The organism is Microbacterium sp. EB106-03-03-XG65 (genome assembly GCF_058791955.1).
Map to the genome: position 1 here is coordinate 503474 of NZ_JBYTEB010000002.1, position 24059 is coordinate 527532.

A 24059-nucleotide genomic window follows, 5' to 3' on the forward strand; every position below is an offset into this window, starting at 1 on the left:
TGTGGAAGTCGATGCCCGCTGGCGGGCGTCAAGCCGCTCGCACCCGAAGGCGCGAGCGGCTCAACAAGCCGTGTCAGACGCGGCGACGCTTCGGCGGGCGGCAGCCGTTGTGCGCCTGCGGGGTGACGTCCTGGATCGATCCGACCTCGAGGCCGGCGGCCGTCAGCGAGCGGATCGCGGTCTCGCGGCCGGAGCCCGGACCCTTCACGAGGACGTCGACCTTCTTGACGCCGTGCTCTGCAGCCTGGCGGGCAGCAGACTCGGCTGCCATGCCGGCGGCGTACGGGGTCGACTTGCGGGAGCCCTTGAAGCCCACGCCACCCGATGATGCCCAGGCGATGACAGCGCCGGACGGGTCGGTGATCGAGACGATCGTGTTGTTGAACGTCGACTTGATGTGGGCCTGGCCCAGCGCGATGTTCTTCTTTTCCTTGCGGCGCGGCTTGCGCGCGGCGGCCTTGGGTGCAGCCATGAAAGTGTTCTCCTAGTCCCTGGGGCCGCGCTTAGCGGGCCTTCTTCTTGCCTGCGACGGTGCGCTTCGGGCCCTTGCGGGTACGGGCGTTGGTCTTGGTGCGCTGACCACGGACCGGGAGGCCACGACGGTGGCGGATGCCCTCGTAGGAGCCGATCTCGACCTTGCGGCGGATGTCTGCGGCGACCTCGCGGCGCAGGTCACCCTCCACCTTGTAGGTGCCTTCGATGTGGTCGCGGAGGGCGATCAGCTGGTCATCGCTGAGGTCCTTCACGCGGATGCTCTCGTCGATCCCCGTAGCCTTGAGGATCTCGACCGAGCGGGTACGGCCGACGCCGTAGATGTAGGTAAGGGCGATCACCACGCGCTTGTCGCGCGGGATGTCAACGCCGGCAAGACGTGCCATGCGGTTCTCCTGATTTTTGTGGAGGTGTGGAGCAGGATCGGTGCTCGGGCCTCCGTCCCGAGGTGTCCCCCACTCGCGTGGGATCTGATCCTGCCGTTGTCTTTCGGTCGTTGAGCGAACGGTGCGAGACGAAACGCCTCGAGGATCGCGCGACCTGTATTGAGTTGTGAGTCAGTCCGTAAGAGCGGCCCGACGCCGGGGCTCAGCCCTGGCGCTGCTTGTGACGCGGGTTGCTCTTGCAGATCACCATGACGCGGCCGTGGCGGCGGATCACCTTGCAGTGATCGCAGATGGGCTTGACGCTGGGGTTGACCTTCATGTTTTTTCCTGTTCGCTGTCTTCGTACCGCCCCGAACCGGGGCAGGCCGTTACTTCTCGACCGATCAGCGGTAGCGGTAGACGATACGGCCGCGGGTCAGGTCGTAGGGGCTGAGCTCCACGACCACGCGGTCCTCGGGGATGATGCGGATGTAGTTCTGCCGCATCTTTCCGGAGATCGTTGCCAGGACCTTGTGCCCGTTGGTGAGCTCAACACGGAACATCGCGTTGGGCAGAGCCTCGGAGATCACACCTTCGATCTCGATGACACCGTCTTTCTTAGCCATAGCCTCGCTGACGCTTCTGCAGACCGGTCGATCTGCGGTGGGTGATTGGATTGCGGCGCTTCGCCGATTCAGACACGCCGAATCAGGGCACAAAGCACCAAAGATCTATGTTAGACGACGAAAGGAGTTCCGGCAACCTGAGCAGGATGCCGGAACTCCCGTCGTCTGCGGATCGATCAGCCGAGGATCTTGGCGAACTCCGCCGCGATCTGCGAGTTGTCGATGCGATCGCCGTTGATGGTGACGGTCGGCGTGCCGAAGTTGCCCGTGGCCGGGTCGACGGGGGTCTCTGTGGTTCGACTTGCGACGAAGCGAGAGTACGTGCCGTCCGTGATGCAGTCCGCTGCGGACTCAGCCCCGGCCTGCGTGGCCAGCTCGATCAGCTGCTCGTCGGTCAGGCCCGCCGTGTTCTCCTCAGGCTGGTTGGCGAAGAGGAGGTTGAAGTAGTCGAGAGCCGCGTCGGGAGCCTCGGTGGCCACGCAGTACATCGAGTTCGCCGAGCGCGTCGAGAACTGGGTGTTCTGCGATGCGCGATCGAGGATCGAGATCGGGTGGATGTTGAGCGTGATCGTCCCGTCAGCGGCGGCGGACTGCAGCTGCTCGCCGTACGCGTCCTCGAACTGGCCGCAGATAGGGCACATGAAGTCGATATACGTGTCGATGGTCTCATCGCCGTCGCCGAACGAGATGGCACCCGTCTCCGAGTTGATGATCTCGCTCTTCGGAGCGGTGCCCGGGTCGGTCGCCTGGTTGTTCAGCAGGACCACGACGGTGGCGAGCACGGCGAGCACGACCACGACCGCCGCGGACACTCCGATCACGAACCAGTTGGTGTTGCTCTTCGCGGCTGCCATGGGTTTCCGTTTCTGTCGGGGCCCGCGAGACGGCGGACCCGGCGTGAAGTCTGCGGGTGCATGCGCACCCATACACCCATTGTGCCTGGAGATTCCTATGTGCGCGTTGTGACTGGCGCCGGCGCCGGCTTTCCCCGAGACCGGCATCCTCGCATGAGACCCATGTCCGCGCCGTGGGTCTCGTCCCGCGAGGGCGGTCTCATCCCCACCCCGCACCCACGCGCCCCGAGACCGGCATCCATGCGTGAGACCCATGTCCGCGCCGTGGGTCTCGTCCCGCGAGGCAGGTCTCGAGTGCGGGTACCTTCCAGGCGCAACGCCGACGACTGTGACGAACCTCTTCTGCACTGCGCAACGTCCAGAACCACTCCGCCACGGGCTTCGGATCGAACAGCGCCCCGATCCGGTGACGCCCCGACTCAGCGGCGAGTATGCAGTCGTGCAGACTCTCGCCGACCGCGGATTCGTCACGTCCCCCGTGCCGCTGATCGTGAGTACTGAGATGCGGATGGTGGGCCTGCGCGCAGCAGACCCGCAATTCCGTCGCGTGCGCTCAGGCGTCCACGCACGTCGCGACCTGTACGACGCCCTTCGCCCCTGGCAGCGGTACGCCGCGCGAGTACACGCCTTCGTGCGCACGCACTCGGACGCGATCCTGTGTCTCGAGTCCGCAGCCGTGCTCCACGGTCTGCCGCACTTCGGCGAAACCGCCCTGATCCATGTGCTGGCGGATGCGGGTGAGAAGTCGCGGCGTTTCGGCGATGTCGCTGTCCACTCCTCCGTGGATCCTCGAGGAGTCACCTCGATCGCCGGCATCCACTGCACCGACCTGATCGACACAGCCATCGACCTGACGAGGGTCTTGTCGCTGGCGAAGGGATTGGCGGTCGCCGATGCGGCGATGTCACCGTTCCAGGGAGGGACCATGCAGCGCTCGTTCGCCGACGAGACGCTCAGCGGGCAGGCGAGCAGCAGAGGCCGCGCGCGCGCACGATGGGCCTGGGCCAATGCCGACCAACGCTCTGAATCGCCCGGCGAGAGCCTGAGTCGTGCGGTGATTGCATGGTGCGGATTCGAGACGCCAGAACTGCCGGCCGAATTCACGTATGAGCGAGCGCGTGACAGGGCCGACTTCTTCTTCCCATCGTGCGGAGCGATCGGCGAAGCGGACGGATGGGCCAAGTACGACCTCGACGATCCGGATGCTGCCGCGCAGCGCCTCGCCGACGAAAAGCGCCGCGAAGACAGGCTCCGTCGCAACGGGCATCCCCTGGCACGCTGGGATCTCGCCGACGTGTGGAAGGTCGACCCGCTTCGGCGAGCACTGCTCGCGGCCGACGTTCCTCTCGTGCGGCCTCCCCAGCAGGGGATGCTCGCGTCACTGAGCCTGAGTCCGCGTGAGGTCGCGCGGCCGCGCCACTCGCCGCGCTCCTAACGGTGACGCCTGGATCATCGAGACCGGCATCCGCCCACGAAACCCTCGTCCTCCATAGGGGTCTCACGACCGATCAGCGGTCTCGGCGACCTCCCGCCCCGGTGCGCTACGAAACCCTAGCCCCGCGGCGAAACCCACGTCCTCGACACGGGTCTCACGTCCGATTAGCGGTTTCGGCGACCATCCCACCCCTGTGCGAGACGAAGCCCCGGCCTCGCGGCGAAACCCACGTCCTACACACGGGTCTCACGCGCAATCAGCGGTCTCAGAGATCCGCTGACATCAGAGATCCTCAGACATCCGCCGACATCCGCCGAACCTTCGGTCAGGCGATGGGGGTCGGCACCACGCCGAAGGGTGCGAGGCCCGCTGCTCCCCCGTCAGGAGCCGTGAGCACCCAGATGCCGCCTGCGTGCAACGCCACGCTGTGCTCCCAGTGCGAGCCGTCGCTGCCGTCGACGGTCGAGACGGTCCAGTCATCGTCCTCGACGAACGTCTCATCCGTGCCTGCCGTGACCATCGGCTCGATCGCGAGCACGAGTCCAGGCTTGACCTCGGCGCCGGGATCGGGGGTGCGGTAGTTGAACACGCTCGGCGCCTCGTGCATCTTGCGCCCGATGCCGTGGCCCACGTATTCGCGAAGGATGCCGTAGGTCTGGCCCGAGACAGCAGACGGACCCTGCGCCTCGATGTAGCCCTGGATCGCAGCCCCGATGTCACCCAGGTGAGACGCGGATGCCATCGCAGCGATGCCCGCCCACATCGAGCCCTCGGTCACGCGAGACAGCTCGAGTCGCTGGGCGACGAGCTCCGGCCGGCTGTCGTCGGGGACGACGACGGTGATCGCGCTGTCTCCGTTCCATCCCTGGTACTGCGCACCGCAGTCGACCGACACGATGTCACCGGCCTGCAGCACACGCTCTCCGGGGATGCCGTGCACGACCTCCTCGTTCACGGAGATGCAGGTCGTGTGCCGGTACCCGCGAACCAGCTGGAAGTTCGATTCCGCACCGCGGGCCAGGATGACGCGATTGGCCTCGGCGTCGAGCTCGAGGGTCGTGACTCCGGCTCGGATCAGCGGGCGCACCGCATCCAGCGCCGCGGCCGTGATGAGACCGGGCTCGACCATGGCCCGCAGCTGAGCAGGTGTCTTGTAGATCGACTTGCGGAACATCGACTGCGCTCAGGCAGCGAGACGCAGGCCACGCGCTGTCAGCGCCGCGAACACGCGTTCGGTGATCTCGTCGAGCGAGCCGACGCCGTCGATGCGGTCGACGATGCCACGGCTGCCGTAGACGTCGAGGATCGGAGCGGTCTCTTTCTCGTAGATGTCCAGGCGATGCGCGATGCCCTCTTCGGTGTCATCGGAGCGTCCCTGCTCGGCAGCGCGCAGCTTCAGACGCTCGATGCTCTCGTCACGGGGCACATCGAGCAGGATGACCGCATCCAGCGACTCGCCACGACCGGCGAGGAACTCCTCGAGGTGTGCGACCTGAGCCGTGTTGCGCGGATATCCGTCGAGGAGGAATCCGTTCGCCGCATCGTCCTGCGCCAGCCGATCGCGCACGATCTCGCTGGTCAGCTCGTCGGGAACGAGGTCTCCCCTGTCGAGGATCGCCGTGACCTGCTGGCCGAGTGGCGTTCCCTCTTTGATGTTCGCGCGGAAGATGTCTCCGGTCGAGACCACGGGGATGCCGTACGACTCGGCGATTCGGACTCCCTGGGTTCCCTTGCCGGAACCCTGCGGACCGACGATCAGAAGACGGGCGGAAGCGGTCATCGGAGGAGCCCTTCGTAGTGACGCTGCTGCAGCTGCGCGTCGATCTGCTTGACCGTCTCGAGACCGACACCCACGATGATGAGGATCGATGCGCCACCGAACGGGAAGTTCTGGTTGGCGCCGACGGTGGCGAGAGCGATCAGCGGGATCAGCGCGATCAGGCCGAGGTAGATGGACCCTGGCAGCGTGATGCGGGTGAGCACGTAGTCGAGGTACTCGGCGGTCGGTCGACCGGCACGGATGCCGGGGATGAACCCGCCGTACTTCTTCATGTTGTCGGCGACCTCGACGGGGTTGAAGGTGATCGCGACGTAGAAGTAGGTGAAGCCGATGATCAGCAGGAAGTAGGCCAGCATGTAGATCGGCTGGTCGCCCGTCGTGAAGTACGTCGAGATCCAGGTGACCCACGCGGCGGGCTCGGAGCCGTCCTGCGGGGTGTTGAACTGCGCGATCAGGGCCGGGATGTAGAGCAGCGACGACGCGAAGATCACGGGGATCACACCCGCCATGTTCACCTTGATCGGGATGTAGGTGTTGGTGCCGCCGTATGTGCGGCGCCCGACCATGCGCTTGGCGTACTGCACGGGGATGCGTCGCTGGGACTGCTCGACGAACACGACGAGCCCCATCACGACCACACCTACGGCGAGCACCATGAGGAAGACCTCGAAACCACGGCTCTCCCAGATCAGCCACATAGCGCCCGGGAAGGTGGCGGCGATCGAGGTGAAGATCAGCAGCGACATGCCGTTGCCGATGCCGCGCTCGGTGACGAGCTCGGCGAACCACATGATGAGGCCGGTACCTGCCGTCATCGCCATGATGATGAGCAGCTGCGCCCACCACACGTCGTTGGTGAGGAGGTTCTGGCACGCCGCGATCTCGGTGGTGCCGAACAGCTGACCGCTGCGGGCCACAGTGACGAGCGTCGTCGACTGCAGCAGCGCGAGCGCGATCGTGAGGTAACGGGTGTACTGGGTCAGCTTGGCCTGACCGGCCTGACCCTCTTTGTGCAGCGCCTCGAAGTGCGGGATGACCACGCGCAGGAGCTGGGTGATGATCGTCGCGGTGATGTACGGCATGACGCCGAGGGCGAAGATCGAGAGCTGGAGGAGCGCGCCACCCGAGAAGAGGTTGACGAGTCCGAGAAGTCCCTCGGTGCCTGCATTGAGAGCGAGACACTCCTCGACGTTCGGGAAGTTCACGAACGGAGCGGGGACGTTGGAGCCGAGTCGATAGATCGCGATGATCGCGAGGGTGAAACCGATCTTTCGACGCAGGTCTGGCGTGCGGAAGATCCGCGCGATGGCGCTAAACAAGGACGTGCCTCCTGAAAAGGTTGCCGATCCGAGGGACGGCTGAAAGAACAGGCTAACCCATAAGAGGGGCCGGAGAATCTCCGACCCCTCTCATGAAGTGGTTACTTGACGGATCCGCCCGCCGCCACGATCTTCTGCTCGGCAGAACCCGAGACCTTGTCGACCGCAACGGTGAGCTTCACGGCGATGTCGCCGTCTCCGAGAACCTTGACCTTCTCGTTCTTGCGAACGGCACCCTTGGCGACCAGGTCGCTGATGGTGACATCGCCACCCGTGGGGTACAGCTCCGCGAGCTTCTCCAGGTTGACGACCTGGTACTCGACGCGGAACGGGTTCTTGAACCCGCGCAGCTTCGGGGTGCGCATGTGCAGCGGCATCTGCCCACCCTCGAAGCCGACGCGAACGGTGTTGCGCGCCTTGGTGCCCTTGGTACCACGACCCGCGGTCTTACCCTTGGAGCCCTCACCGCGACCGACACGGGTCTTCGCGGTGTTGGATCCGGGGACCGGACGCAGGTGGTGCACCTTCAGCACACCGGGGCGGGATGCCGGAGCATCCTTCGCCGGCGTCGCCTTCTTGGCAGCGGGCTTCTTGGCAGCAGCCTCAGCCTTGGTGCCTGCAGCAGCTGCAGACGCCTTCTTGGCAGCGGGCTTCTTCTCGGCGGCTGCCTTGGGAGCAGCGGCCTTCTTCGGGGCCTTCTCGGCCTCGACGGCTTCGTTCTTCTCAGCCATTAGTCGATCTCCTCAACCTTGACGAGGTGCGCGACGGTCTTGACGTAACCGCGCGTCTGCGCGTCGTCGGGGCGAACGGTGCTGTCACCGATGCGCTTGAGACCGAGCGAACGCAGCGTGTCGCGCTGGTTCTGCTTCTCACTCACCTTGGACTTGATCTGCGTGACCTTGAGCCGGGCGGCCATCAGGCACCTACCTTCTGTGCGGCGATGGCGTCAGCCTCGGCGCGGACAAGACGCGCGGGGGCGACCTGGTCGAACTCGAGGCCACGACGTGCGGCGACCGCACGGGGCTCCTCGAGCTGCTTCAGTGCCTCCACCGTCGCGTGCACGATGTTGATCGTGTTCGACGAACCGAGCGACTTCGACAGCACGTCGTGGATACCGGCGCACTCGAGCACGGCGCGGACCGGACCACCGGCGATAACACCGGTACCGGCAGCGGCCGGACGAAGCAGAACCACACCGGCGGCCGCTTCACCCTGCACCGGGTGCGGGATGGTGCTGCCGACGCGCGGAACGCGGAAGAAGTTGCGCTTGGCCTCTTCGACACCCTTCGAGATGGCCAGGGGCACCTCGCGGGCCTTGCCGTAGCCGACGCCCACCAGGCCGTTGCCGTCGCCGACGACGACGAGAGCGGTGAAGCTGAAGCGACGACCACCCTTCACGACCTTCGAGACGCGGTTGATGGTGACGACGCGCTCGAGGAACTGGTTGTCCCCACGGTCACGCGAGTTGCGGTCACGACCACCCTGGTTGCGGTCACCACGACCGCCGCCGCGGCGGTTGTCGCGCTGAGACGGCTCTGCCTGCGTGGTGCCTGCAGCAGTCTCGGAAGTGGCAGCAGCCGCTTCGGTCACTTCGTTCTCCTTGTTGTCACTCACAGTGCCAGACCCCCCTCGCGGGCGCCGTCGGCGATGGCGGCGACACGACCTGCGTAGCGGTTGCCGCCACGGTCGAACACTGCCTCGGAAACGCCTGCAGCCTTCGCACGCTCGGCGAGAAGCTCGCCGACCTTGCGGGCCTTGGCGGTCTTGTCACCCTCGAGCGAGCGCAGGTCGGTCTCGAGCGTCGAAGCCGACGCCACGGTGTGACCCTTGCTGTCGTCGACAAGCTGCACGAAGACGTGGCGAGCCGAACGGTTGACGACGAGGCGCGGACGCACCTCGGTGCCGACGACCTTCTTGCGAAGGCGGGCGTGACGACGCGCGCGGGCGTCAGACTTTGACTTGAGAGCCATGGTTACTTACCACTCTTTCCGGCCTTGCGACGCACGTTCTCGCCGGCGTAGCGCACGCCCTTGCCCTTGTACGGCTCGGGCTTGCGGATCTTGCGGATGTTGGCAGCTGCCTCGCCGACAGCCTGCTTGTCGATCCCGCTGACGGTGAGCTTGTTGGTGCCCTCGACCGTGAGCGTGATGCCGGCGGGCGGGTCGATCAGGACCGGGTGCGAGAAGCCCAGGGCGAACTCGACCGAGCTGCCCTTCTGAGCCACGCGGTAACCGGTGCCGACGACCTCGAGACCCTTGGTGTAGCCCTGGGTCACGCCGATGATGTTGTTGTTGATGAGCGTGCGGGTCAGGCCGTGAAGCGACCGCGACTCGCGCTCGTCGTCGGGGCGGGTGACGAGAACCTGGTTCTCCTCGACCGCGACCTCGATGGGGTTGGCGACCGTCAGGGTGAGCTCACCCTTGGGGCCCTTCACCGCGACCTCGCGGCCGTCGACCGAAACGGTCACGCCCGCAGGAACGTCGATGGGAAGTCGTCCGATACGCGACATTTTCGATTACCACACGTAGGCGAGAACTTCTCCGCCCACGCCCTTCTGCTCTGCCTGACGGTCGGTGAGGAGACCGGAGGAGGTGGACAGGATGGCTACGCCGAGGCCGCCGAGGACCTTGGGGAGCTCGGTGGACTTCGCGTAGACGCGGAGGCCGGGCTTCGACACGCGCTTGATGCCCGCGATCGAACGCTCGCGGTTGGGGCCGTACTTCAGCTGCAGCGTGAGGTTCTTGCCCACGCGAGCGTCAGTGGTCTCCCAGCCGGCGATGTAGCCCTCCTGCTGGAGGATGTCGGCGATGTGCGTCTTCAGCTTGCTCGACGGCAGCGTCACGGAATCGTGGTGCGCCGAGTTCGCGTTGCGCAGACGGGTCAGCAGATCTGCGACCGGGTCTGTCATTGTCATTGGTGTTTTCCTTTGTTCATACGGTTCCGGCTGCCGTTACACGACAGACGGCCTGCGATGAGCACGCAATCTTCGAGTCTACGTGCAATTCGACGGGCCCAGTGACCACTGGCCTCTGAGCCCGTCGAAGGTGCTACGCCTGGGCGTCTTCCGAACGGAACGGGAAGCCGAGGTGACGCAGCAGGGCGCGACCCTCGTCATCCGTCTTCGCGGTGGTGACGACGGTGATGTCGAAACCGCGAACCCGGTCGATCTTGTCCTGATCGATCTCGTGGAACACGCTCTGCTCCTGGAGACCGAAGGTGTAGTTGCCGTTGCCGTCGAACTGCTTGGCCGACAGTCCGCGGAAGTCGCGGATGCGGGGCAGTGCGAGCGAGACCAGGCGGTCCACGAACTCCCACGCGCGGTCACCACGGAGGGTGACGTGCGCGCCGATGGCCTGACCCTCGCGCAGCTTGAACTGCGCGATGGACTTGCGAGCCTTCGTGACGATCGGCTTCTGACCGGTGATCTTGGTGAGGTCGTCGACCGCACCATCGATCACCTTGCTGTCGCGAGCTGCCTCGCCGACACCGGTGTTCACGACGACCTTGACCAGGCCGGGGATCTGCATGACGTTGGCGTAGCCGAACTCGTCCTGCAGAGCCTTCTTGATCTCGGCGTTGTACTTCGCCTTCAGGCGGGGCTGGATCTTGCCAGCCACCGCAGCGTCGGTCGATGCCATCAGAGGTCCTTACCGCTCTTCTTCGCGTAGCGCACGCGGACGGTGCGCTTGACGCCGTCCTTGGTCTGCTCCTCGACCCGGTGGCCGACCTTGGTCGGCTTCTTGGTCGAGGGGTCGACGAGTGCGACGTTCGAGATGTGGATGGACGCCTCGACAGTCTCGAGGCCTCCCGTCTTGGTGCCACGCTGCGTCTGACCGACACGCGTGTGCTTGGTGACGTAGTTCACGCCTTCGACGATGACGCGGTTCTTGTCGGACAGGATCTCGAGGACCTTGCCCTGCTTGCCGCGGTCGCCGCCACGCTCCTGCGTGGCTCCGGTGATGACCTGAACCAGGTCACCCTTCTTGATCTTCGCCATGACTTAAATAACCTCCGGCGCGAGCGAGACGATCTTCATGAACTTCTTGTCGCGAAGCTCACGACCGACCGGTCCGAAGATACGGGTGCCGCGGGGCTCCCCGTCGTTCTTCAGGATCACGGCGGCGTTCTCGTCGAACTTGATGTACGAGCCGTCGGGACGACGCGTGGACTTGACCGTGCGGACGATGACGGCCTTGACCACATCGCCCTTCTTGACGTTTCCGCCGGGGATCGCGTCCTTGACGGTCGCGACGATGGTGTCACCGAGGCCGGCGTAACGACGACGCGAGCCGCCGAGCACACGGATGGTGAGCAGCTCCTTCGCGCCGGTGTTGTCGGCGACCTTGACTCGAGACTCCTGCTGAATCACTTGGCCTTCTCCAGAATCTCCACCAGACGCCAGCGCTTCGTGGCGCTCAGCGGGCGGGTCTCGTTGATCAGGACGAGGTCGCCGATGCCGGCGGAGTTCGCCTCATCGTGCGCCTTGACCTTCGAGGTGCGGCGGATGACCTTGCCGTAAAGCGGGTGCTTCACGCGGTCCTCGACCTCGACCACGATGGTCTTGTCCATCTTGTCGCTGATGACGTAGCCACGACGCGACTTGCGGTAACCGCGAGCGTCTTCGTCGCGGACGTCGTGTGCGGCGTGCTCAGCCTCGACTGCGGCTTCCTTCTTGGTGGCCATCACTCAGCCTCTTCCTTCACGGCGTCGTCAGCGGCATCCGCCTTCTTCGCCTTCGACTTGGACGCCTTCTTCGCCGGGACCTCGACCGGAGCGGGCGTCGCACGGATGCCCAGCTCGCGCTCACGGATCACGGTGTAGAGGCGCGCGATGTCGCGCTTTACGGCGCGGATGCGGCCGTGGCTCTCCAGCTGGCCGGTGGCCGACTGGAAACGGAGGTTGAAAAGCTCCTCCTTGGCCTTACGCAGCTCCTCAACGAGGCGCTGGTCTTCGAACGTGTCGAGCTCTGCCGGAGCGAGCTCCTTGGTGCCGATCGCCATTACGCGTCGCCCTCCTCGCGCTTGATGATGCGTGCCTTGAGAGGCAGCTTGTGAATGGCACGGGTCAGTGCCTCGCGAGCGAGTTCCTCGCTCACGCCGGAGACCTCGAAGAGGACGCGACCCGGCTTGACGTTGGCGACCCACCACTCGGGGGAACCCTTACCGGAACCCATGCGGGTCTCGGCAGGCTTCTTGGTGAGGGGACGGTCGGGGTAGATGTTGATCCACACCTTGCCGCCACGCTTGATGTGACGCGTGACCGCGATACGAGCGGACTCGATCTGACGGTTCGTCACGTATGCAGGCGTGAGCGCCTGGATTCCGTACTCGCCGAAGGAGACCTTCGTGCCACCGGTCGCCTGGCCGCTACGGCCGGGGTGGTGCTGCTTGCGGAACTTGACCTTGCGGGGAATAAGCATCAGGCAGACGCTCCTTCTGCGACGGGTGCCTCGTTGCGCGGTGCGCGACGACGGTCGCCACCACGGTCATCACGACGAGCCTTCGGTGCGTTGGCCTGCTCGCGAGCGAGCTCCTTCGCCGTCAGGTCGCCCTTGTAGATCCAGACCTTCACGCCGATGCGGCCGAAGGTGGTCTTCGCCTCGTAGAAGCCGTAGTCGATGTTCGCGCGCAGCGTGTGCAGCGGCACACGACCCTCGCGGTAGAACTCCGAGCGGCTCATCTCGGCGCCGCCGAGGCGGCCGGAGACCTGGATGCGGATGCCCTTGGCACCAGCGCGCTGCGCGCCCTGGAGACCCTTGCGCATCGCACGACGGAACGCCACACGAGCAGAGAGCTGCTCGGCGATGCCCTGCGCGACGAGCTGAGCGTCGGCCTCGGGGTTCTTGACCTCGAGGATGTTCAGCTGGATCTGCTTGCCCGAGAGCTTCTCGAGGTCGCCGCGGATACGCTCGGCCTCGGCGCCACGACGACCGATCACGATGCCCGGACGGGCGGTGTGGATGTCGACGCGGACGCGGTCACGGGTGCGCTCGATCTCGATGTTCGAGACACCGGCGCGGTCGAGCTGCGTCTTCAGCAGGTTGCGGATCTTGATGTCCTCGGCGACGTAGTCGGCGTAACGCTGACCGGCCTTCGTCGAGTCCGAGAACCAGCGCGACACGTGGTCCGTGGTGATACCGAGACGGAAGCCGTACGGGTTTACCTTCTGTCCCATTACTTGCTCGCCTTCTTGTTGCTGTCGCTCGCGGCAGCCGGGGCTGCAGCAGGCGTCGAGAGCACGACCGTGATGTGGCTCGTGCGCTTCTTGATCTGGAAAGCGCGACCCTGTGCACGGGGCTGGAAACGCTTGAGCGTCGTGCCCTCGTCGACGTAGGCGTTAGCCACGTACAGGTCCTGCTCGTCGAGGTACTCGCCGTCACGATCCGCCTTGACCTGTGCGTTGGCCATGGCCGACGCGACAAGCTTGTAGATCGGCTCACTGGCGCTCTGCTGTGCGAACTTCAGGATCGCCAGAGCCTCCTGGGCCTGCTTGCCCTTGATGAGCGCGACGACACGACGAGCCTTCTGAGGGGTCACGCGGATGTGTCGCACGCGTGCGATGGACTCCACCATTTCTCTCTCCTCTACGCCAGCGCCTTAGCGCCGGCGACCCTTCTTGTCGTCCTTCTCGTGGCCGCGGAAGGTGCGGGTGGGCGCGAACTCGCCCAGTTTGTGGCCGACCATGGTCTCGGAGACAAACACGGGGATGTGCTTGCGACCGTCGTGGACCGCGATCGTGTGACCCAGCATGGCCGGGATGATCATGGACCGGCGTGACCAGGTCTTGATGACGTTCTTCGTGCCGGCTTCGTTCTGCACGACCACCTTGCGAAGCAGGTGCTCGTCGACGAAGGGGCCCTTCTTAAGACTGCGAGGCATCTTCTCTTACTCCTACTTGCGCTTCTTGCCGGCGTTACGACGACGCACGATGTACTTGTCGCTTTCCTTGTTGGCGTGGCGGGTGCGACCCTCAGCCTGGCCCCAAGGAGAGACGGGGTGACGTCCACCGGACGTCTTGCCCTCGCCACCACCGTGCGGGTGGTCGACCGGGTTCATCGCGACACCACGCACGGTCGGGCGGACGCCCTTCCAGCGCATGCGGCCGGCCTTACCCCAGTTGATGTTCGACTGCTCGGCGTTGCCGACCTCGCCGATGGTCGCGCGGCAGCGCGCATCGACGTTGCGGATCTCGCCCGAGGGCAGACGCAGCTGGGCGAAGTTGCCATCCTTGGCGACGAGACGGACGGATGCACCGGCCGAACGTGCCATCTTCGCGCCGCCACCGGGACGGAGCTCGATCGCGTGGATGACGGTACCCGTCGGGATGTTCTTCAGCGGGAGGTTGTTTCCCGGCTTGATGTCAGCGCCGGCGCCGGACTCGACGACGTCGCCCTGCTTCAGCTTCGCCGGCGCGAGGATGTAGCGCTTCTCGCCGTCGAAGTAGTGCAGCAGCGCGATGCGCGCGGTGCGGTTGGGGTCGTACTCGATGTGAGCGACCTTGGCGTCCACGCCGTCCTTGTCATTGCGACGGAAGTCGATGACACGGTACTGGCGCTTGTGGCCACCACCGATGTGACGGGTCGTGATGCGTCCCTGGTTGTTGCGACCACCGGTCTTCGAGAGCGGGCGCAGCAGCGACTTCTCCGGCGTCGATCGAGTGATCTCGGCGAAGTCAGCCACCGACGAGCCGCGACGGCCCGGGGTCGTGGGCTTGTACTTGCGAATAGCCATTATTGTCCTTATCCCCCGGATCAGCCGATTGCCGTGAAGATGTCGATGGTGCCCGACTTCAGGGTCACGATGGCGCGCTTGGTGTCCTTGCGCTTGCCGGTGCCGAAGCGGGTGCGACGAGCCTTGCCGACGCGGTTGAGGGTGTTCACCCCTGCGACCTTGACGCCGAAGATCTTCTCGATGGCGAGCTTGATCTCGGTCTTCGAAGCGCGCGGGTCCACGAGGAAGGTGTACTTACCCTCGTCGATGAGACCGTAGCTCTTCTCGGACACGACCGGCTTCAGGATGATGTCGCGCGGGTCCTTGTTCAGGGCCGTCTGGAGAACAGATGCCTGCTCGCTCATGCGGAGACCTCCTGGTTGGCGCCGGACTTGGAGGCGATGAAGCCCTCGAGCGCGGCCTGGGTGAAGACGATGTCGTCGGAGACGAGCACGTCGTATGCGTTGAGCTGGTCGAACGTCAGCACGTGCAGGTTCGACAGGTTGCGGATGCTCTTCAGCGTCACGTCGTCGCCTCGCTCGATGACGACGAGCACGTTCTTCGACGAGACGACGTTGGTGAGGAAGTTCACCGCGGTCTTGGTCGAAGGCGTTCCGTCGATGCCGAAGGACTCGATGGCGTGGATGCGGTCACCGCGGAAGCGGTCGCTCAGTGCACCCAGCAGGGCGGCGGCGATCATCTTCTTGGGGGTGCGCTGCGAGTAGTCGCGCGGCTTGGGGCCGTGCACGATTCCACCACCGGTCATGTGCGGCGCGCGGATGGAGCCCTGACGGGCGTTACCCGTGCCCTTCTGCTTGAAGGGCTTGCGGCCTGCACCCGAGACCTCACCGCGACGCTTGGTCGAGTGGGTTCCCTGGCGAGCCGCCGCGAGCTGCGCGACGACGACCTGGTGGATCAGCGGGATGTTCGTCTTGGCGTCGAACAGTGCGGCGGGAAGCTCGATCGAGCCAGCCTTCTTGCCGTCTGCCTTGAGGACGTCAAGCGCGAGAGTGGAGTCAGCCATGATCAGGCACCCTTCACTGCGTTGCGGACGTAGACGATGCGGCCACGAGCACCGGGGACGGCGCCCTTGACGAGCAGCAGACCCTTCTCGATGTCGACGGCGTGCACCGTGAGGTTGAGGACGGTCACGCGCTCGCCACCCATACGGCCGGCCATGCGCATGCCCTTGAAGACGCGGCTCGGGGTCGACGATGCGCCGATCGAGCCGGGCTTGCGGTGGTTGCGGTGCGAACCGTGCGATGCCGAGACGCCCTTGAAGTTGTGACGCTTCATGACACCGGCGAAGCCCTTGCCCTTGCTCGTGCCGACGACGTCGACGAGCTGGCCGGCCTCGAAGGTGCCGTCGACCGTGAGCTCCTGGCCCAGCGAGTAGTCAGCGGCATCCGCGGTGCGGATCTCGGTGACGTGACGACGCGGCGTGACGCCTGCAGCCTCGAAGTGGGCGGTCAGCGGCTTGTTCACCTTGCGCGGGTCGATCTGGCCGTACGCGATCTGCACGGCGTTGTAGCCGTCCTTCTCGGGGGTACGGATCTGAGTGACCACGTTCGAGGCGAGCTCGATGACGGTGACGGGAACGAGCTTGCCGTTCTCGTTCCACACCTGGGTCATACCGAGCTTCGTGCCCAGCATGCCCTTGGAAATCTTTGCGTTGATGTCAACCATGTCCGACCTCAGAGCTTGATCTCGATGTTGACGTCGGCAGGCAGGTCGAGACGCATCAGCGAGTCGACAGCCTTGGGCGTCGGGTCGACGATGTCGATCAGACGCTTGTGGGTGCGCATCTCGAAGTGCTCGCGGCTGTCCTTGTACTTGTGCGGCGACCGGATGACGCACACGACGTTCTTCTCGGTCGGAAGGGGCACGGGACCGACGACAGTTGCACCCGCACGGGTCACGGTGTCGACGATCTTGCGTGCGGACGTGTCGATGACCTCGTGGTCATACGACTTCAGGCGAATGCGGATCTTCTGTCCCGCCATTGTCTGCTCTCTCTCTTTAGGCGTCTTACCGTCCGGGGCCGGGTGACCCTGGGGCATTGGACGCACGTCGGCGCTGTTCGCGCCTCGGCACTCGAACGGCTCTCGCGAGTCGATCTGCTGCACCACTGTTCTGCTGTCATCCCGCACGCCTCTCAGCGAGCGGGTGTCCGACCTCCGCCGCGCACGGCGAAGACTTCGTGATGAAGATGTCGGGATCGTTCTGCCACCCGCGGCCTAGGTCCCTGCGCGTCTGCGCCGCCTATGCACTGCCGTGATGGTGATCCGGCCCACGCTGAGCGCGCCCGGAATGTCGAACCTGTCTATTCTGCCATGCCGGTTTTCCCTTGCGCAAACCCGGGCGTGTCGCGTTTGCTGAGCATCCGCTGGGCATGCCCCCGCGGCCCCGGGCTGTGCGCCTCGGAACCGCGCTCCGGTGGTCAGGAAACCGGAGAGAGCGGGGCGAGGCATCCCCATGCCTCGCCCCGCTTGGGGAGGGCGTTCGGCGCGAGGGGGCACACCGAACGCGAGGAGTCCGGCGTGAAGGGACGCCGTCTTCCTCGTTCGAGAGCGCGGCGGAGTGACCGCCGCGCAGGCGGGAAGACGCTGAAGCGCACCGAGTGCGCGCGTCGCATGATGATCCCCAAAATCAATTCCCCAGTTGATCGCGGCGAACCGCGAGTTACAGGAAGCCGAACCCCTTCGACTTCCCTGATCGCGCTATCCCCAGGCGATCCATTTCATCCTAGGGGATGGGCGCACTGAAACGCGATACCGCCGAGCCGAATACCGGGTCTCGAATGCAGAAGAGCGGCGACTCCCCCATCGGGGAGCCGCCGCTCTTTACGTGTGTGAAGCCGTTACTCGTTGCCGACTGCCTTGTCGGCCTGCTCACGGATCTCGTCGATCTTGTCGGCCGCACCCGGAGCGATCTTCTTGGCGAAGTCGGCGACGCCGTCGAGAACCTTGTCGCTGATGTCCTCGGCCTGCTCGCTCTTGACCGCGTCGGCGATCTTGTCTTTGTTCTGCTCGTACAGGTCCTTGCCCTTGTTGACCGTTTCCTCGATACCCATGACGGGCCCCCTTTTGATGCGAACGAACGCGCCGGATGGCGACGCACGTACATTCTGCATCGAACCCAGGTGCAGGGGAAGGTGCGGAGGAGCCGCTATTTCAGGACTGCCAATAGTTCTTCTTCAAAGCGACCTGTTTCACCGTGATGCCTGGGTTGAGAGGTCGGATCTCAGAGAACAACCTGATCGATCCCGAGAGGAAGTACGGCAGCGTGTACTGGCCGAACGTCGCCGAGTTCGCTGCAGTCGCCGCAGTCGCGGGAACCTCAAGCACCGGTTGCGCCGTCGTGCTGACAACCGATCCGGATGAGTTGAGAGTCTCTGCGACGACGCGAACCTGGAAACCTTTCGTCACGCCGACGGCCGTGAGGTAAATGGCGAGATCGCCGGTCTCCTTGAATGGTGCGATGCTCTGGGCCAGATAGACGGACCCCGGAGATACCGGAATACGAGTCCACACAGCGTGGGGCACGGCTGCGTTCCATGCGTATGTCGTCGACTGATGAGTGGGCACTGGATCCTCCGGGTTGGGCTGAAGGGGGCCGGGTTCGGCGTATTGCTCGAAGTCGACCGAGTTCGTGAATCCCAGCTGAAGCGGAGTTCCGCCTATCCAGAGGGAGACGTGGACGTGGGAGCCGTATCCGGTCTCGCTGCCGAAACCGGATGCGCCCGAATACGCGATCACCTGGCCGCGCGACACGCGCGTCCCAGGTAGAACCGTGCTTGATTGAAGATGGAGATAGCGGAGGTAATTGCCGTCATTGGCTCGCAGAGCGATGTATCGTCCGGTCGCCGTTGTGGTCGAGTCCTTGCGGTCGACGATCACACCATCCGCAGCGGCTCTGACCGGTGTTCCTCTGGGCACCGCGTAGTCAGTGCCCGGCTCTCCGGAGGGCGGATTCCGGTCGCGATGCCCCTGCCACGTGCTCGAGATGCGCACATCGCCGCACGGGCGGAGGTATGTGCCTGCGGCGGTCGCGGAGAGTGTCGGCGAGACGACGTCCCAGCCGATCGCCGCGATCCCGAGGGCCGCCCCCGCGCCGATCAGCATGGTGCGGCGTGAGAAGAAGGACTGGCCGATCTCGCTCGTCGAGGGCTCTGAGTCCCCCGGCTCGCACACTAGCGATCGCCCCCCTCGTTCTCGCCACGGATCAAGTTCTGGATCTGCTCTTCAGGCAGCTGCTCGATGGATCCCGATCCGAGCTCGACCTGGGGCTCAGCGGGAGTGCCGCCGATGGTACAGACCGACTGTCCCTGAAAGCCCATGGTCGCCGCAGGCACGATCACGAGCCACTCGGGAGTGACGATCCGCTGCTCGATCCGGGTGTTGGGCACGTCGAACACGACATCGGGAGCGAAGGTCGAGACGGTCGTGTCGATGCAGATCTGCGCGAGCTGCTCGAACGTGAATGCGCCGAACTCAGGGGCAGGCGCCTCGGTCGGCTCAGCGGTCGGCGACGGCTCGACGGTGGGCGACTCGGTCGGCGACGAAGTGGGTGTCGGGTCAGGCGTCGAGGTGGCTGTCGATGTCGGGACAGGGTTCGAAGCATCCGGGCCGGCGGCGCAACCCGCGGCACTACCGAGCACGATCATGGCCAGAGCACTCGCAGCGAGACGCGTCGCAAGGGGGGATCTCATGATCTTGAATGTACCCAGGCCCACGACGCAGGGGCCGTTACCGCTCGGACAGTCGCGCGGATTGTTACCGAGATGACTCAGTGGGCGCTGGCGCCCGGCGCCACGACGGCGCGGATGGTGCGGAACAGAATGACGACGTCCTGCGTGAGTGACCAGTTCTCGACGTAGTAGAGGTCGAGACGGATTGTCTCTTCCCACGACAGGGTCGAGCGTCCGCTGACCTGCCACAGCCCGCTCATGCCGGGCTTGACCGCCAGCCGGCGCAGAGCGATGTCGTCGTAGAGGGCGACCTCGGCGGCGCGCTGCGGGCGCGGCCCGACGAGACTCATCTCGCCGCGCAGCACATTGATCAGCTGCGGAAGCTCGTCGATCGAGTGCTTGCGCAGGAATCGACCGATCTTCGTGATGCGGGGATCGTCCGAGACCTTGAAGAGCGGCGTCTCGCTGGACCCCTGCAGGTCGAGAAGACTGGCGAGCTGGTCATCTGCGTTCTGCACCATCGAGCGGAACTTGCGCATGCCGAACGTGCGGCCACCGCGCCCGATGCGCTCCTGGTGGTAGAAGACCCGACCCGGGCCGTCGATCTTGATGGCGATCGCCGTGACGAGGAACACCGGTGAGAACAGCAGGAGCAGAGTTGCGGACCCGATCAGATCGAACACCCGCTTGAGGAATCTGTTGGAGCCTTCCATGCGGGGGAAGTCAACGTGCACGAGCGGCAGCCCGGCAACCGGGCGCGAATGCAGACGGGGGCCCGCGACGTCGGTGAGGGCGGGCGCCATGATCATCTGGATGTCGCGATCGGCAACCGCGTAGCCGAGACGACGCATGGTCTCTGGATCCATGTCGTCAGATCCGACGATGATCAGAGCGTCGATGTTCGCGGCATCCAGCGCCTTGTCGGCGCTGCGGATGTCTCCGAGGACCTCGAGCTGCGGCATGCCCTCTGACGGAACGCCATCGGTGATCACCCCGACGATGGTGTAGCCACTGTCCTTGCTGCGGCGGATCTGCTGAGCGACATGTTTGACCTTGCTGCGCTCGCCGATGATGACCGCACGATGCGTGTAGTCGCCTTTGCGCTGTCGCCGGCGCAGCCACTGCCGCCAGAGCCACCGCGAGGCGAGGAGCAGGACGAGTCCTACGGGGAAGATCACGGCGAGCAGGAGCCGGGATATCTCCATACCGAGGAAGAAGGCGACGGCCACGGTGAAGGCGAACACGGCGATCGTCGCATCGACGAGCCGCCGATACTCAAGCACGCCATGGCCGACGATGTGGTGGTCTCGGGTGTCGATCGCGTCGAGCCCGATCAGCCATGCGATTCCGATGATCGCGAGGATGACGACGTAGCTGACGTTGGGACCTTCGCGCCAGGAGACGTCCTTCGTCATGCTCGGACTGGACAACAACCACGCGGAGACGAGCGTGACGGCGAGCACGAAGAGATCGCTGTAGAACAGCCTGCTCGCGTACCGTCTGGGCCACTCGCCTCTTCGTCGTCGGTGCGCTTGAGGACGCGACTTCGGCGACTTCTGGCCTGTCGACCGTTCAGGTACAGCATCCACAGCTATCCCGACCACCCCTGTCCCTCCGTATGAATCCACCGATCTCTCAGCGGATTCAATGAATCGGCAGTCAGTTTACTCCAGTCGCTGTGCCTTCTTGTTCATCGGTATATCAGAGGCAGTTGTCTGTGATGGTCGGCACGACCGGGTTGATCATCGGATTCGTCTGCACTTCCAGAGGACCGAAGTCTCCCTGTCCGGTGAAAGCAGCCGTGACGTCGAGCTTGGTTCCTGCCTCGAACCATGCCTCAAACCGTGCAGTCGGGCGGCCGAGGTCATCGATGCCATGCGAGAGGATATCGACCCGCTGACCGTTGACTGCGACATTCGAGACGGTTGTCCCGGGCGGGCCGTAGACATAGATCCAGTCTCGGAACGTCGTCCCGTACGTCATGCTCTGCACGTAGCGCGGAAGGCCCTCTGCCTGCTTCTGATTGATGGGAAGCGCAAGACCAGCTGTCACGGTGAAGGTGCTGTTCCCGCCCTCACATACTGCGTCGGCGGCGATCGATGCCTGCGTGTAGTAGTCGATCTTGGACCCGTTGGTGTTGTTGAAGTAGACGCCCACCGTCGTCGCGTCCTCGTTGTCAGTCGGAAGGACACCGCTCACTCGCTGTCCCTCGATCGCCTCGGTCACCTTCTCGTCTTCGCTCCACACGAGGATGTTGCCACTCGAGGACCCCTCGGCCAGCGCCACGGCCATGTCCTTGAGGTTGAACTGACCGGATGCCACCTTTTCGAAGACCGCCCCAGCAGCCGCAGCGAAGAATCCGTCGACGAGTTCAGGATTCTCGTAGCTGTCCCAGCGCTGGTAGACCTCGCTCAGGAGCAAAGAGACTGCGTTGTCCGAGCTCAGGACGTCACCGGTGGCCAGCGTGATGGGGCCCGTCGCGACAAGGATCTTCGAGAGGGCGATCGGGTCGATGGAGATCACGCCATCGATCTGGTCCGGCGAGATGTCCCTCTGCCACCATGCGCGCATGATCTGCGCGGCGGACGGGAAGTCCGGGCGGCTCATGCTGGTGTTCACGTGATCGACGAGGATTTCCGTGTACAGGTCGAGCGCGCTCTGCTCTGCCGGAACGTCGACCGCGACCCCGTTCTGATAGCTGCCGCTGTTGCCCTGGCTCCCCATCGAGATGGCGCCGTTGTCGACATGGATCAGCGTCTGTGAAGCGGCGCTGCCGCCCAGAGCGAGAGACTCTGCGTTGTTCTGGAAGACGAGCAGATAGTTGCGGGGGCCGTCTGCACCGAGAAGGGTCGGGAGCAGGTCGACCGCGGGCGCTGCTCCCTGCATCACCTCGGCGACCTGGTCGACGCCGCCTCGCACAGGACCGATCAAGGCGGTCGACTTCTCGACCTCAGCGATCTCGTCGGCCAACTGCCCGATTCGCGGAGCCTGGGCCTTCGCGACGTCGAGCACCTGCGTGATGAGCGATCCGCTCGCGGGATCGGCCGAGAGTACGGGCACCCCCACATCGTTGACGAGCACGTCGAGAGACTGCGCGGCGAGGCGCACGCCGTGGAGGTTCTCGCCGACGACCGGGATCCATTCCAACGCACCCCAGACGGGGTCGGACGCCGCGTCCGACGCACTTCGCGCCGGCTCGGACATCTTCTGAACGGTCTCTTTCGGGTCCGCGCCGTTCTGCAGCTCGCCTATGAGCTGCTGGCTCTCCTCGAGACCGTTCTTCACGGTGAGCGCTTTGAACGCGACCCAGCAGGCGATGCCGAGCAGGACGATGACGACGATGGCGACGACGAGACCGACGATGCGGCCAGGCTTGCGCCTCTGCTCAGGGCTCCGCCCGGCACGCCCTGCGGCCGACGATTCCGAGGCGTCGGCGGACACCGAAGACCTCGCTGCGGCTTCACGGGCCGCGCGGCGGGATTGGTGAGACATCGGGCGCGAGGACTCGGATGGCATGTGCTCAGTGTATAGAGCGCCTCCTGAGCACCCGCCGAACGACGACCCGCTCCGATCCGGGCGTGTCTGCGGCTGATATCGTCGTTGTTCGTTGCCCCACGACGAGGAGTCTTCTGTGCGAAGCGAGGAACACGGCCGAGCCCCCCGGGTCCTTCATGTCACGGAGTGCTACGGCGGGGGTGTGGGGCGCGCTGTAGACAACGTCGCTCGTCTGCTCCCGGAGGCCGAGCATCACCTGCTGTGGCGTGGTGACGATGACGCCGATCTCGATCGAGGTTTCAGCAGCCTCATCGACCTGCCTCAGTTCATCCCCGCCGCGATCATGGCAGTCCATCGCACGGTGAAGGCCCTCGAACCCGACGTCGTCTTCGCCCATTCGAGCTGGGCCGGAGTCTTTTCCCGGGCCATCCCCCTCGGGGTGCCGGTCGTGTATCAGCCCCACTGCTACAAGTTCGATGACAGCGAGCAGAATCCTCTGGTCCGACGGGCGTACTTCCTTGCTGAGCGGGCTCTCGCGCGCCGATCGGACGTCACCGTCGTGTTGTCTCCCCATGAGGAAGCACTTGCGAAATCGCTGGGACGCTCGATCCGCACCGAATTCGTGCCCAACTCAGCGACGCTCCTCCCCGGCGATGCGGATGGCGGCGCACACTTCGAGATCGACCAGACAGTCGTGATGAATGGACGTATTGTCCCGCAGAAGGATCCTGAATTCTTCGCCGCCGTCGCCAGAGCCGTCACGCGCCAGCGACCGTCGGTGCGGTTCAAGTGGATCGGCGACGGAGACGGAGCGCTGCGCGAGGCTCTTGAGAATGCGGGCGTGGAGGTGACCGGGTGGGTGTCCGGGGACCAACTCGAGCAGATCCTGGCGCAACCCGCTTTGTACTTCCACTCGGCGAGATATGAAGGTTTCCCGCTGAGCATCCTCGATGCCGCTGCCTTCCAGCACGCGATTGCGGTGCGGAGCATCCCCGCATACGCCGGACTTCCTATTCCCCAGGCTGACACCGTGCATGAGGCCGCGATGCTCATCGAGCGCATCCTCGACGACGATGTGGAGCGGCAACAGGCAGAGCGGGCAGCGATCTTCCTCAATGAAACGATGAGCGAACAGGTGCAGCGTGACGCGCTCCACCGGCTCCTCACCCCGTTCGCTGTGAGGGCATGACCCTCTCACCGCGATTCAGGCGGTCCGGCGCGCTTTGCTAGCCTTGAGCTGGCGTTGGAGATGAATTGCCGGAACGTCGGCAGCTCGCTCCAGGGGGAAGGCATG

General features: G+C 64.9%; 35 protein-coding genes. 2 read left to right on the forward strand and 33 right to left on the reverse strand.

Going from position 1 to position 24059, the window contains the following annotated elements; genetic code table 11:
- Positions 1 to 73: 73 nt before the first annotated feature.
- The 5 genes from rpsK to AC3WS6_RS15795 form a co-directional block, all read right to left on the reverse strand.
- Complete coding sequence (rpsK, locus tag AC3WS6_RS15775) at positions 74 to 472, reverse strand: 30S ribosomal protein S11 (RefSeq protein WP_492501965.1); 399 nt, start codon at positions 470 to 472, stop codon at positions 74 to 76.
- 31 nt (positions 473 to 503) lie between these two features.
- Complete coding sequence (gene rpsM / locus AC3WS6_RS15780; RefSeq protein WP_492501966.1) at positions 504 to 878, reverse strand: 30S ribosomal protein S13; 375 nt, start codon at positions 876 to 878, stop codon at positions 504 to 506.
- A gap of 202 nt (positions 879 to 1080) precedes the next feature.
- Positions 1081 to 1197, reverse strand: a complete 117-nt coding sequence (gene rpmJ / locus AC3WS6_RS15785; RefSeq protein ID WP_005050492.1) for a 50S ribosomal protein L36 — start codon at positions 1195 to 1197, stop codon at positions 1081 to 1083.
- A 64-nt stretch (positions 1198 to 1261) separates the two neighbouring features.
- Entirely contained in the window at positions 1262 to 1483 is a 222-nt protein-coding gene (gene infA, locus AC3WS6_RS15790) for a translation initiation factor IF-1 (protein ID WP_028496510.1), read from the reverse strand.
- Between the two features lie 176 nt (positions 1484 to 1659).
- Positions 1660 to 2337 (reverse strand): DsbA family protein, encoded by a 678-nt coding sequence (locus AC3WS6_RS15795; protein WP_492501967.1) that lies wholly within the window; start codon positions 2335 to 2337, stop codon positions 1660 to 1662.
- Between the two features lie 439 nt (positions 2338 to 2776).
- Here AC3WS6_RS15795 and AC3WS6_RS15800 point away from each other — a divergent pair, with 439 nt between their 5' ends.
- A complete protein-coding gene (locus tag AC3WS6_RS15800) occupies positions 2777 to 3772 on the forward strand; it encodes a hypothetical protein (RefSeq protein WP_492501968.1) in 996 nt (331 codons plus the stop codon).
- 325 nt (positions 3773 to 4097) lie between these two features.
- Here AC3WS6_RS15800 and map read toward each other — a convergent pair whose 3' ends face one another.
- The 28 genes from map to AC3WS6_RS15940 all read right to left on the reverse strand — a co-directional run bounded on the left by map (position 4098) and on the right by AC3WS6_RS15940 (position 22786).
- Positions 4098 to 4946 carry a type I methionyl aminopeptidase gene (map, locus tag AC3WS6_RS15805; RefSeq protein WP_492501969.1) on the reverse strand — a complete coding sequence of 283 codons (849 nt, stop codon included), beginning with the start codon at positions 4944 to 4946 and terminating at the stop codon, positions 4098 to 4100.
- 9 nt (positions 4947 to 4955) lie between these two features.
- Positions 4956 to 5552, reverse strand: coding sequence for an adenylate kinase (locus tag AC3WS6_RS15810; RefSeq protein ID WP_492501970.1), 597 nt, complete (start codon positions 5550 to 5552; stop codon positions 4956 to 4958).
- Entirely contained in the window at positions 5549 to 6871 is a 1323-nt protein-coding gene (gene secY / locus AC3WS6_RS15815; protein WP_492501971.1) for a preprotein translocase subunit SecY, read from the reverse strand. Before secY ends, AC3WS6_RS15810 begins: the two co-directional genes overlap by 4 nt.
- 101 nt (positions 6872 to 6972) lie before the next feature.
- Positions 6973 to 7602 carry a 50S ribosomal protein L15 gene (gene rplO, locus AC3WS6_RS15820; protein ID WP_492501972.1) on the reverse strand — a complete coding sequence of 210 codons (630 nt, stop codon included), beginning with the start codon at positions 7600 to 7602 and terminating at the stop codon, positions 6973 to 6975.
- Positions 7602 to 7787: a 50S ribosomal protein L30 gene (gene rpmD / locus AC3WS6_RS15825; protein ID WP_067121122.1), complete on the reverse strand. Its 186-nt coding sequence runs from the start codon at positions 7785 to 7787 to the stop codon at positions 7602 to 7604. Before rpmD ends, rplO begins: the two co-directional genes overlap by 1 nt.
- The gene (rpsE, locus tag AC3WS6_RS15830; protein WP_492501973.1) at positions 7787 to 8485 is read right to left on the reverse strand and encodes a 30S ribosomal protein S5; all 699 of its coding nucleotides are present in this window, start codon (positions 8483 to 8485) and stop codon (positions 7787 to 7789) included. Before rpsE ends, rpmD begins: the two co-directional genes overlap by 1 nt.
- Positions 8482 to 8841: a 50S ribosomal protein L18 gene (rplR, locus tag AC3WS6_RS15835; RefSeq protein ID WP_029260926.1), complete on the reverse strand. Its 360-nt coding sequence runs from the start codon at positions 8839 to 8841 to the stop codon at positions 8482 to 8484. Before rplR ends, rpsE begins: the two co-directional genes overlap by 4 nt.
- Before the next feature lie 2 nt (positions 8842 to 8843).
- Positions 8844 to 9380: a 50S ribosomal protein L6 gene (gene rplF, locus AC3WS6_RS15840; protein ID WP_201471266.1), complete on the reverse strand. Its 537-nt coding sequence runs from the start codon at positions 9378 to 9380 to the stop codon at positions 8844 to 8846.
- 6 nt (positions 9381 to 9386) lie between these two features.
- A complete protein-coding gene (rpsH, locus tag AC3WS6_RS15845) occupies positions 9387 to 9785 on the reverse strand; it encodes a 30S ribosomal protein S8 (RefSeq protein WP_314422716.1) in 399 nt (132 codons plus the stop codon).
- Positions 9786 to 9918: 133 nt separating this feature from the next.
- Complete coding sequence (gene rplE, locus AC3WS6_RS15850) at positions 9919 to 10509, reverse strand: 50S ribosomal protein L5 (RefSeq protein ID WP_241796334.1); 591 nt, start codon at positions 10507 to 10509, stop codon at positions 9919 to 9921.
- Positions 10509 to 10868 carry a 50S ribosomal protein L24 gene (rplX, locus tag AC3WS6_RS15855; RefSeq protein WP_045253837.1) on the reverse strand — a complete coding sequence of 120 codons (360 nt, stop codon included), beginning with the start codon at positions 10866 to 10868 and terminating at the stop codon, positions 10509 to 10511. Before rplX ends, rplE begins: the two co-directional genes overlap by 1 nt.
- Before the next feature lie 3 nt (positions 10869 to 10871).
- The gene (rplN, locus tag AC3WS6_RS15860; RefSeq protein ID WP_492501974.1) at positions 10872 to 11240 is read right to left on the reverse strand and encodes a 50S ribosomal protein L14; all 369 of its coding nucleotides are present in this window, start codon (positions 11238 to 11240) and stop codon (positions 10872 to 10874) included.
- A complete protein-coding gene (gene rpsQ, locus AC3WS6_RS15865) occupies positions 11237 to 11554 on the reverse strand; it encodes a 30S ribosomal protein S17 (RefSeq protein ID WP_363574712.1) in 318 nt (105 codons plus the stop codon). The genes rplN and rpsQ overlap by 4 nt, the downstream gene beginning before the upstream one ends.
- Entirely contained in the window at positions 11554 to 11871 is a 318-nt protein-coding gene (gene rpmC / locus AC3WS6_RS15870; RefSeq protein ID WP_194765134.1) for a 50S ribosomal protein L29, read from the reverse strand. The genes rpsQ and rpmC overlap by 1 nt, the downstream gene beginning before the upstream one ends.
- Entirely contained in the window at positions 11871 to 12290 is a 420-nt protein-coding gene (gene rplP, locus AC3WS6_RS15875; protein ID WP_056312870.1) for a 50S ribosomal protein L16, read from the reverse strand. The genes rpmC and rplP overlap by 1 nt, the downstream gene beginning before the upstream one ends.
- Positions 12290 to 13045, reverse strand: a complete 756-nt coding sequence (rpsC, locus tag AC3WS6_RS15880; RefSeq protein WP_149422506.1) for a 30S ribosomal protein S3 — start codon at positions 13043 to 13045, stop codon at positions 12290 to 12292. The genes rplP and rpsC overlap by 1 nt, the downstream gene beginning before the upstream one ends.
- On the reverse strand, positions 13045 to 13443 hold the full coding sequence (gene rplV, locus AC3WS6_RS15885; RefSeq protein ID WP_194765133.1) for a 50S ribosomal protein L22: 399 nt from the start codon (positions 13441 to 13443) through the stop codon (positions 13045 to 13047). The genes rpsC and rplV overlap by 1 nt, the downstream gene beginning before the upstream one ends.
- 24 nt (positions 13444 to 13467) lie before the next feature.
- Positions 13468 to 13749 (reverse strand): 30S ribosomal protein S19, encoded by a 282-nt coding sequence (rpsS, locus tag AC3WS6_RS15890; RefSeq protein ID WP_017201589.1) that lies wholly within the window; start codon positions 13747 to 13749, stop codon positions 13468 to 13470.
- A 12-nt stretch (positions 13750 to 13761) separates the two neighbouring features.
- Positions 13762 to 14601, reverse strand: a complete 840-nt coding sequence (gene rplB / locus AC3WS6_RS15895; protein WP_067121105.1) for a 50S ribosomal protein L2 — start codon at positions 14599 to 14601, stop codon at positions 13762 to 13764.
- Positions 14602 to 14621: 20 nt separating this feature from the next.
- Entirely contained in the window at positions 14622 to 14945 is a 324-nt protein-coding gene (rplW, locus tag AC3WS6_RS15900) for a 50S ribosomal protein L23 (RefSeq protein ID WP_017829206.1), read from the reverse strand.
- Positions 14942 to 15604 (reverse strand): 50S ribosomal protein L4, encoded by a 663-nt coding sequence (gene rplD, locus AC3WS6_RS15905; protein WP_017829207.1) that lies wholly within the window; start codon positions 15602 to 15604, stop codon positions 14942 to 14944. Before rplD ends, rplW begins: the two co-directional genes overlap by 4 nt.
- Before the next feature lie 2 nt (positions 15605 to 15606).
- Positions 15607 to 16266 carry a 50S ribosomal protein L3 gene (gene rplC / locus AC3WS6_RS15910; RefSeq protein ID WP_201471261.1) on the reverse strand — a complete coding sequence of 220 codons (660 nt, stop codon included), beginning with the start codon at positions 16264 to 16266 and terminating at the stop codon, positions 15607 to 15609.
- 8 nt (positions 16267 to 16274) lie between these two features.
- Positions 16275 to 16583 (reverse strand): 30S ribosomal protein S10, encoded by a 309-nt coding sequence (gene rpsJ, locus AC3WS6_RS15915; protein WP_017201594.1) that lies wholly within the window; start codon positions 16581 to 16583, stop codon positions 16275 to 16277.
- Between the two features lie 857 nt (positions 16584 to 17440).
- A complete protein-coding gene (locus AC3WS6_RS15920) occupies positions 17441 to 17653 on the reverse strand; it encodes a hypothetical protein (protein WP_492501975.1) in 213 nt (70 codons plus the stop codon).
- Positions 17654 to 17753: 100 nt separating this feature from the next.
- The gene (locus AC3WS6_RS15925) at positions 17754 to 18704 is read right to left on the reverse strand and encodes a M23 family metallopeptidase (RefSeq protein ID WP_492501976.1); all 951 of its coding nucleotides are present in this window, start codon (positions 18702 to 18704) and stop codon (positions 17754 to 17756) included.
- 68 nt (positions 18705 to 18772) lie between these two features.
- A complete protein-coding gene (locus AC3WS6_RS15930) occupies positions 18773 to 19291 on the reverse strand; it encodes a hypothetical protein (RefSeq protein ID WP_492501977.1) in 519 nt (172 codons plus the stop codon).
- A gap of 77 nt (positions 19292 to 19368) precedes the next feature.
- Positions 19369 to 20898, reverse strand: coding sequence for a sugar transferase (locus AC3WS6_RS15935; RefSeq protein ID WP_492501978.1), 1530 nt, complete (start codon positions 20896 to 20898; stop codon positions 19369 to 19371).
- A 73-nt stretch (positions 20899 to 20971) separates the two neighbouring features.
- Positions 20972 to 22786 carry a DUF4012 domain-containing protein gene (locus tag AC3WS6_RS15940; RefSeq protein WP_492501979.1) on the reverse strand — a complete coding sequence of 605 codons (1815 nt, stop codon included), beginning with the start codon at positions 22784 to 22786 and terminating at the stop codon, positions 20972 to 20974.
- A gap of 181 nt (positions 22787 to 22967) precedes the next feature.
- Between AC3WS6_RS15940 and AC3WS6_RS15945 the strand changes: the two genes are divergently transcribed.
- On the forward strand, positions 22968 to 23954 hold the full coding sequence (locus tag AC3WS6_RS15945) for a glycosyltransferase (protein WP_492501980.1): 987 nt from the start codon (positions 22968 to 22970) through the stop codon (positions 23952 to 23954).
- Positions 23955 to 24059: the final 105 nt, after the last annotated feature.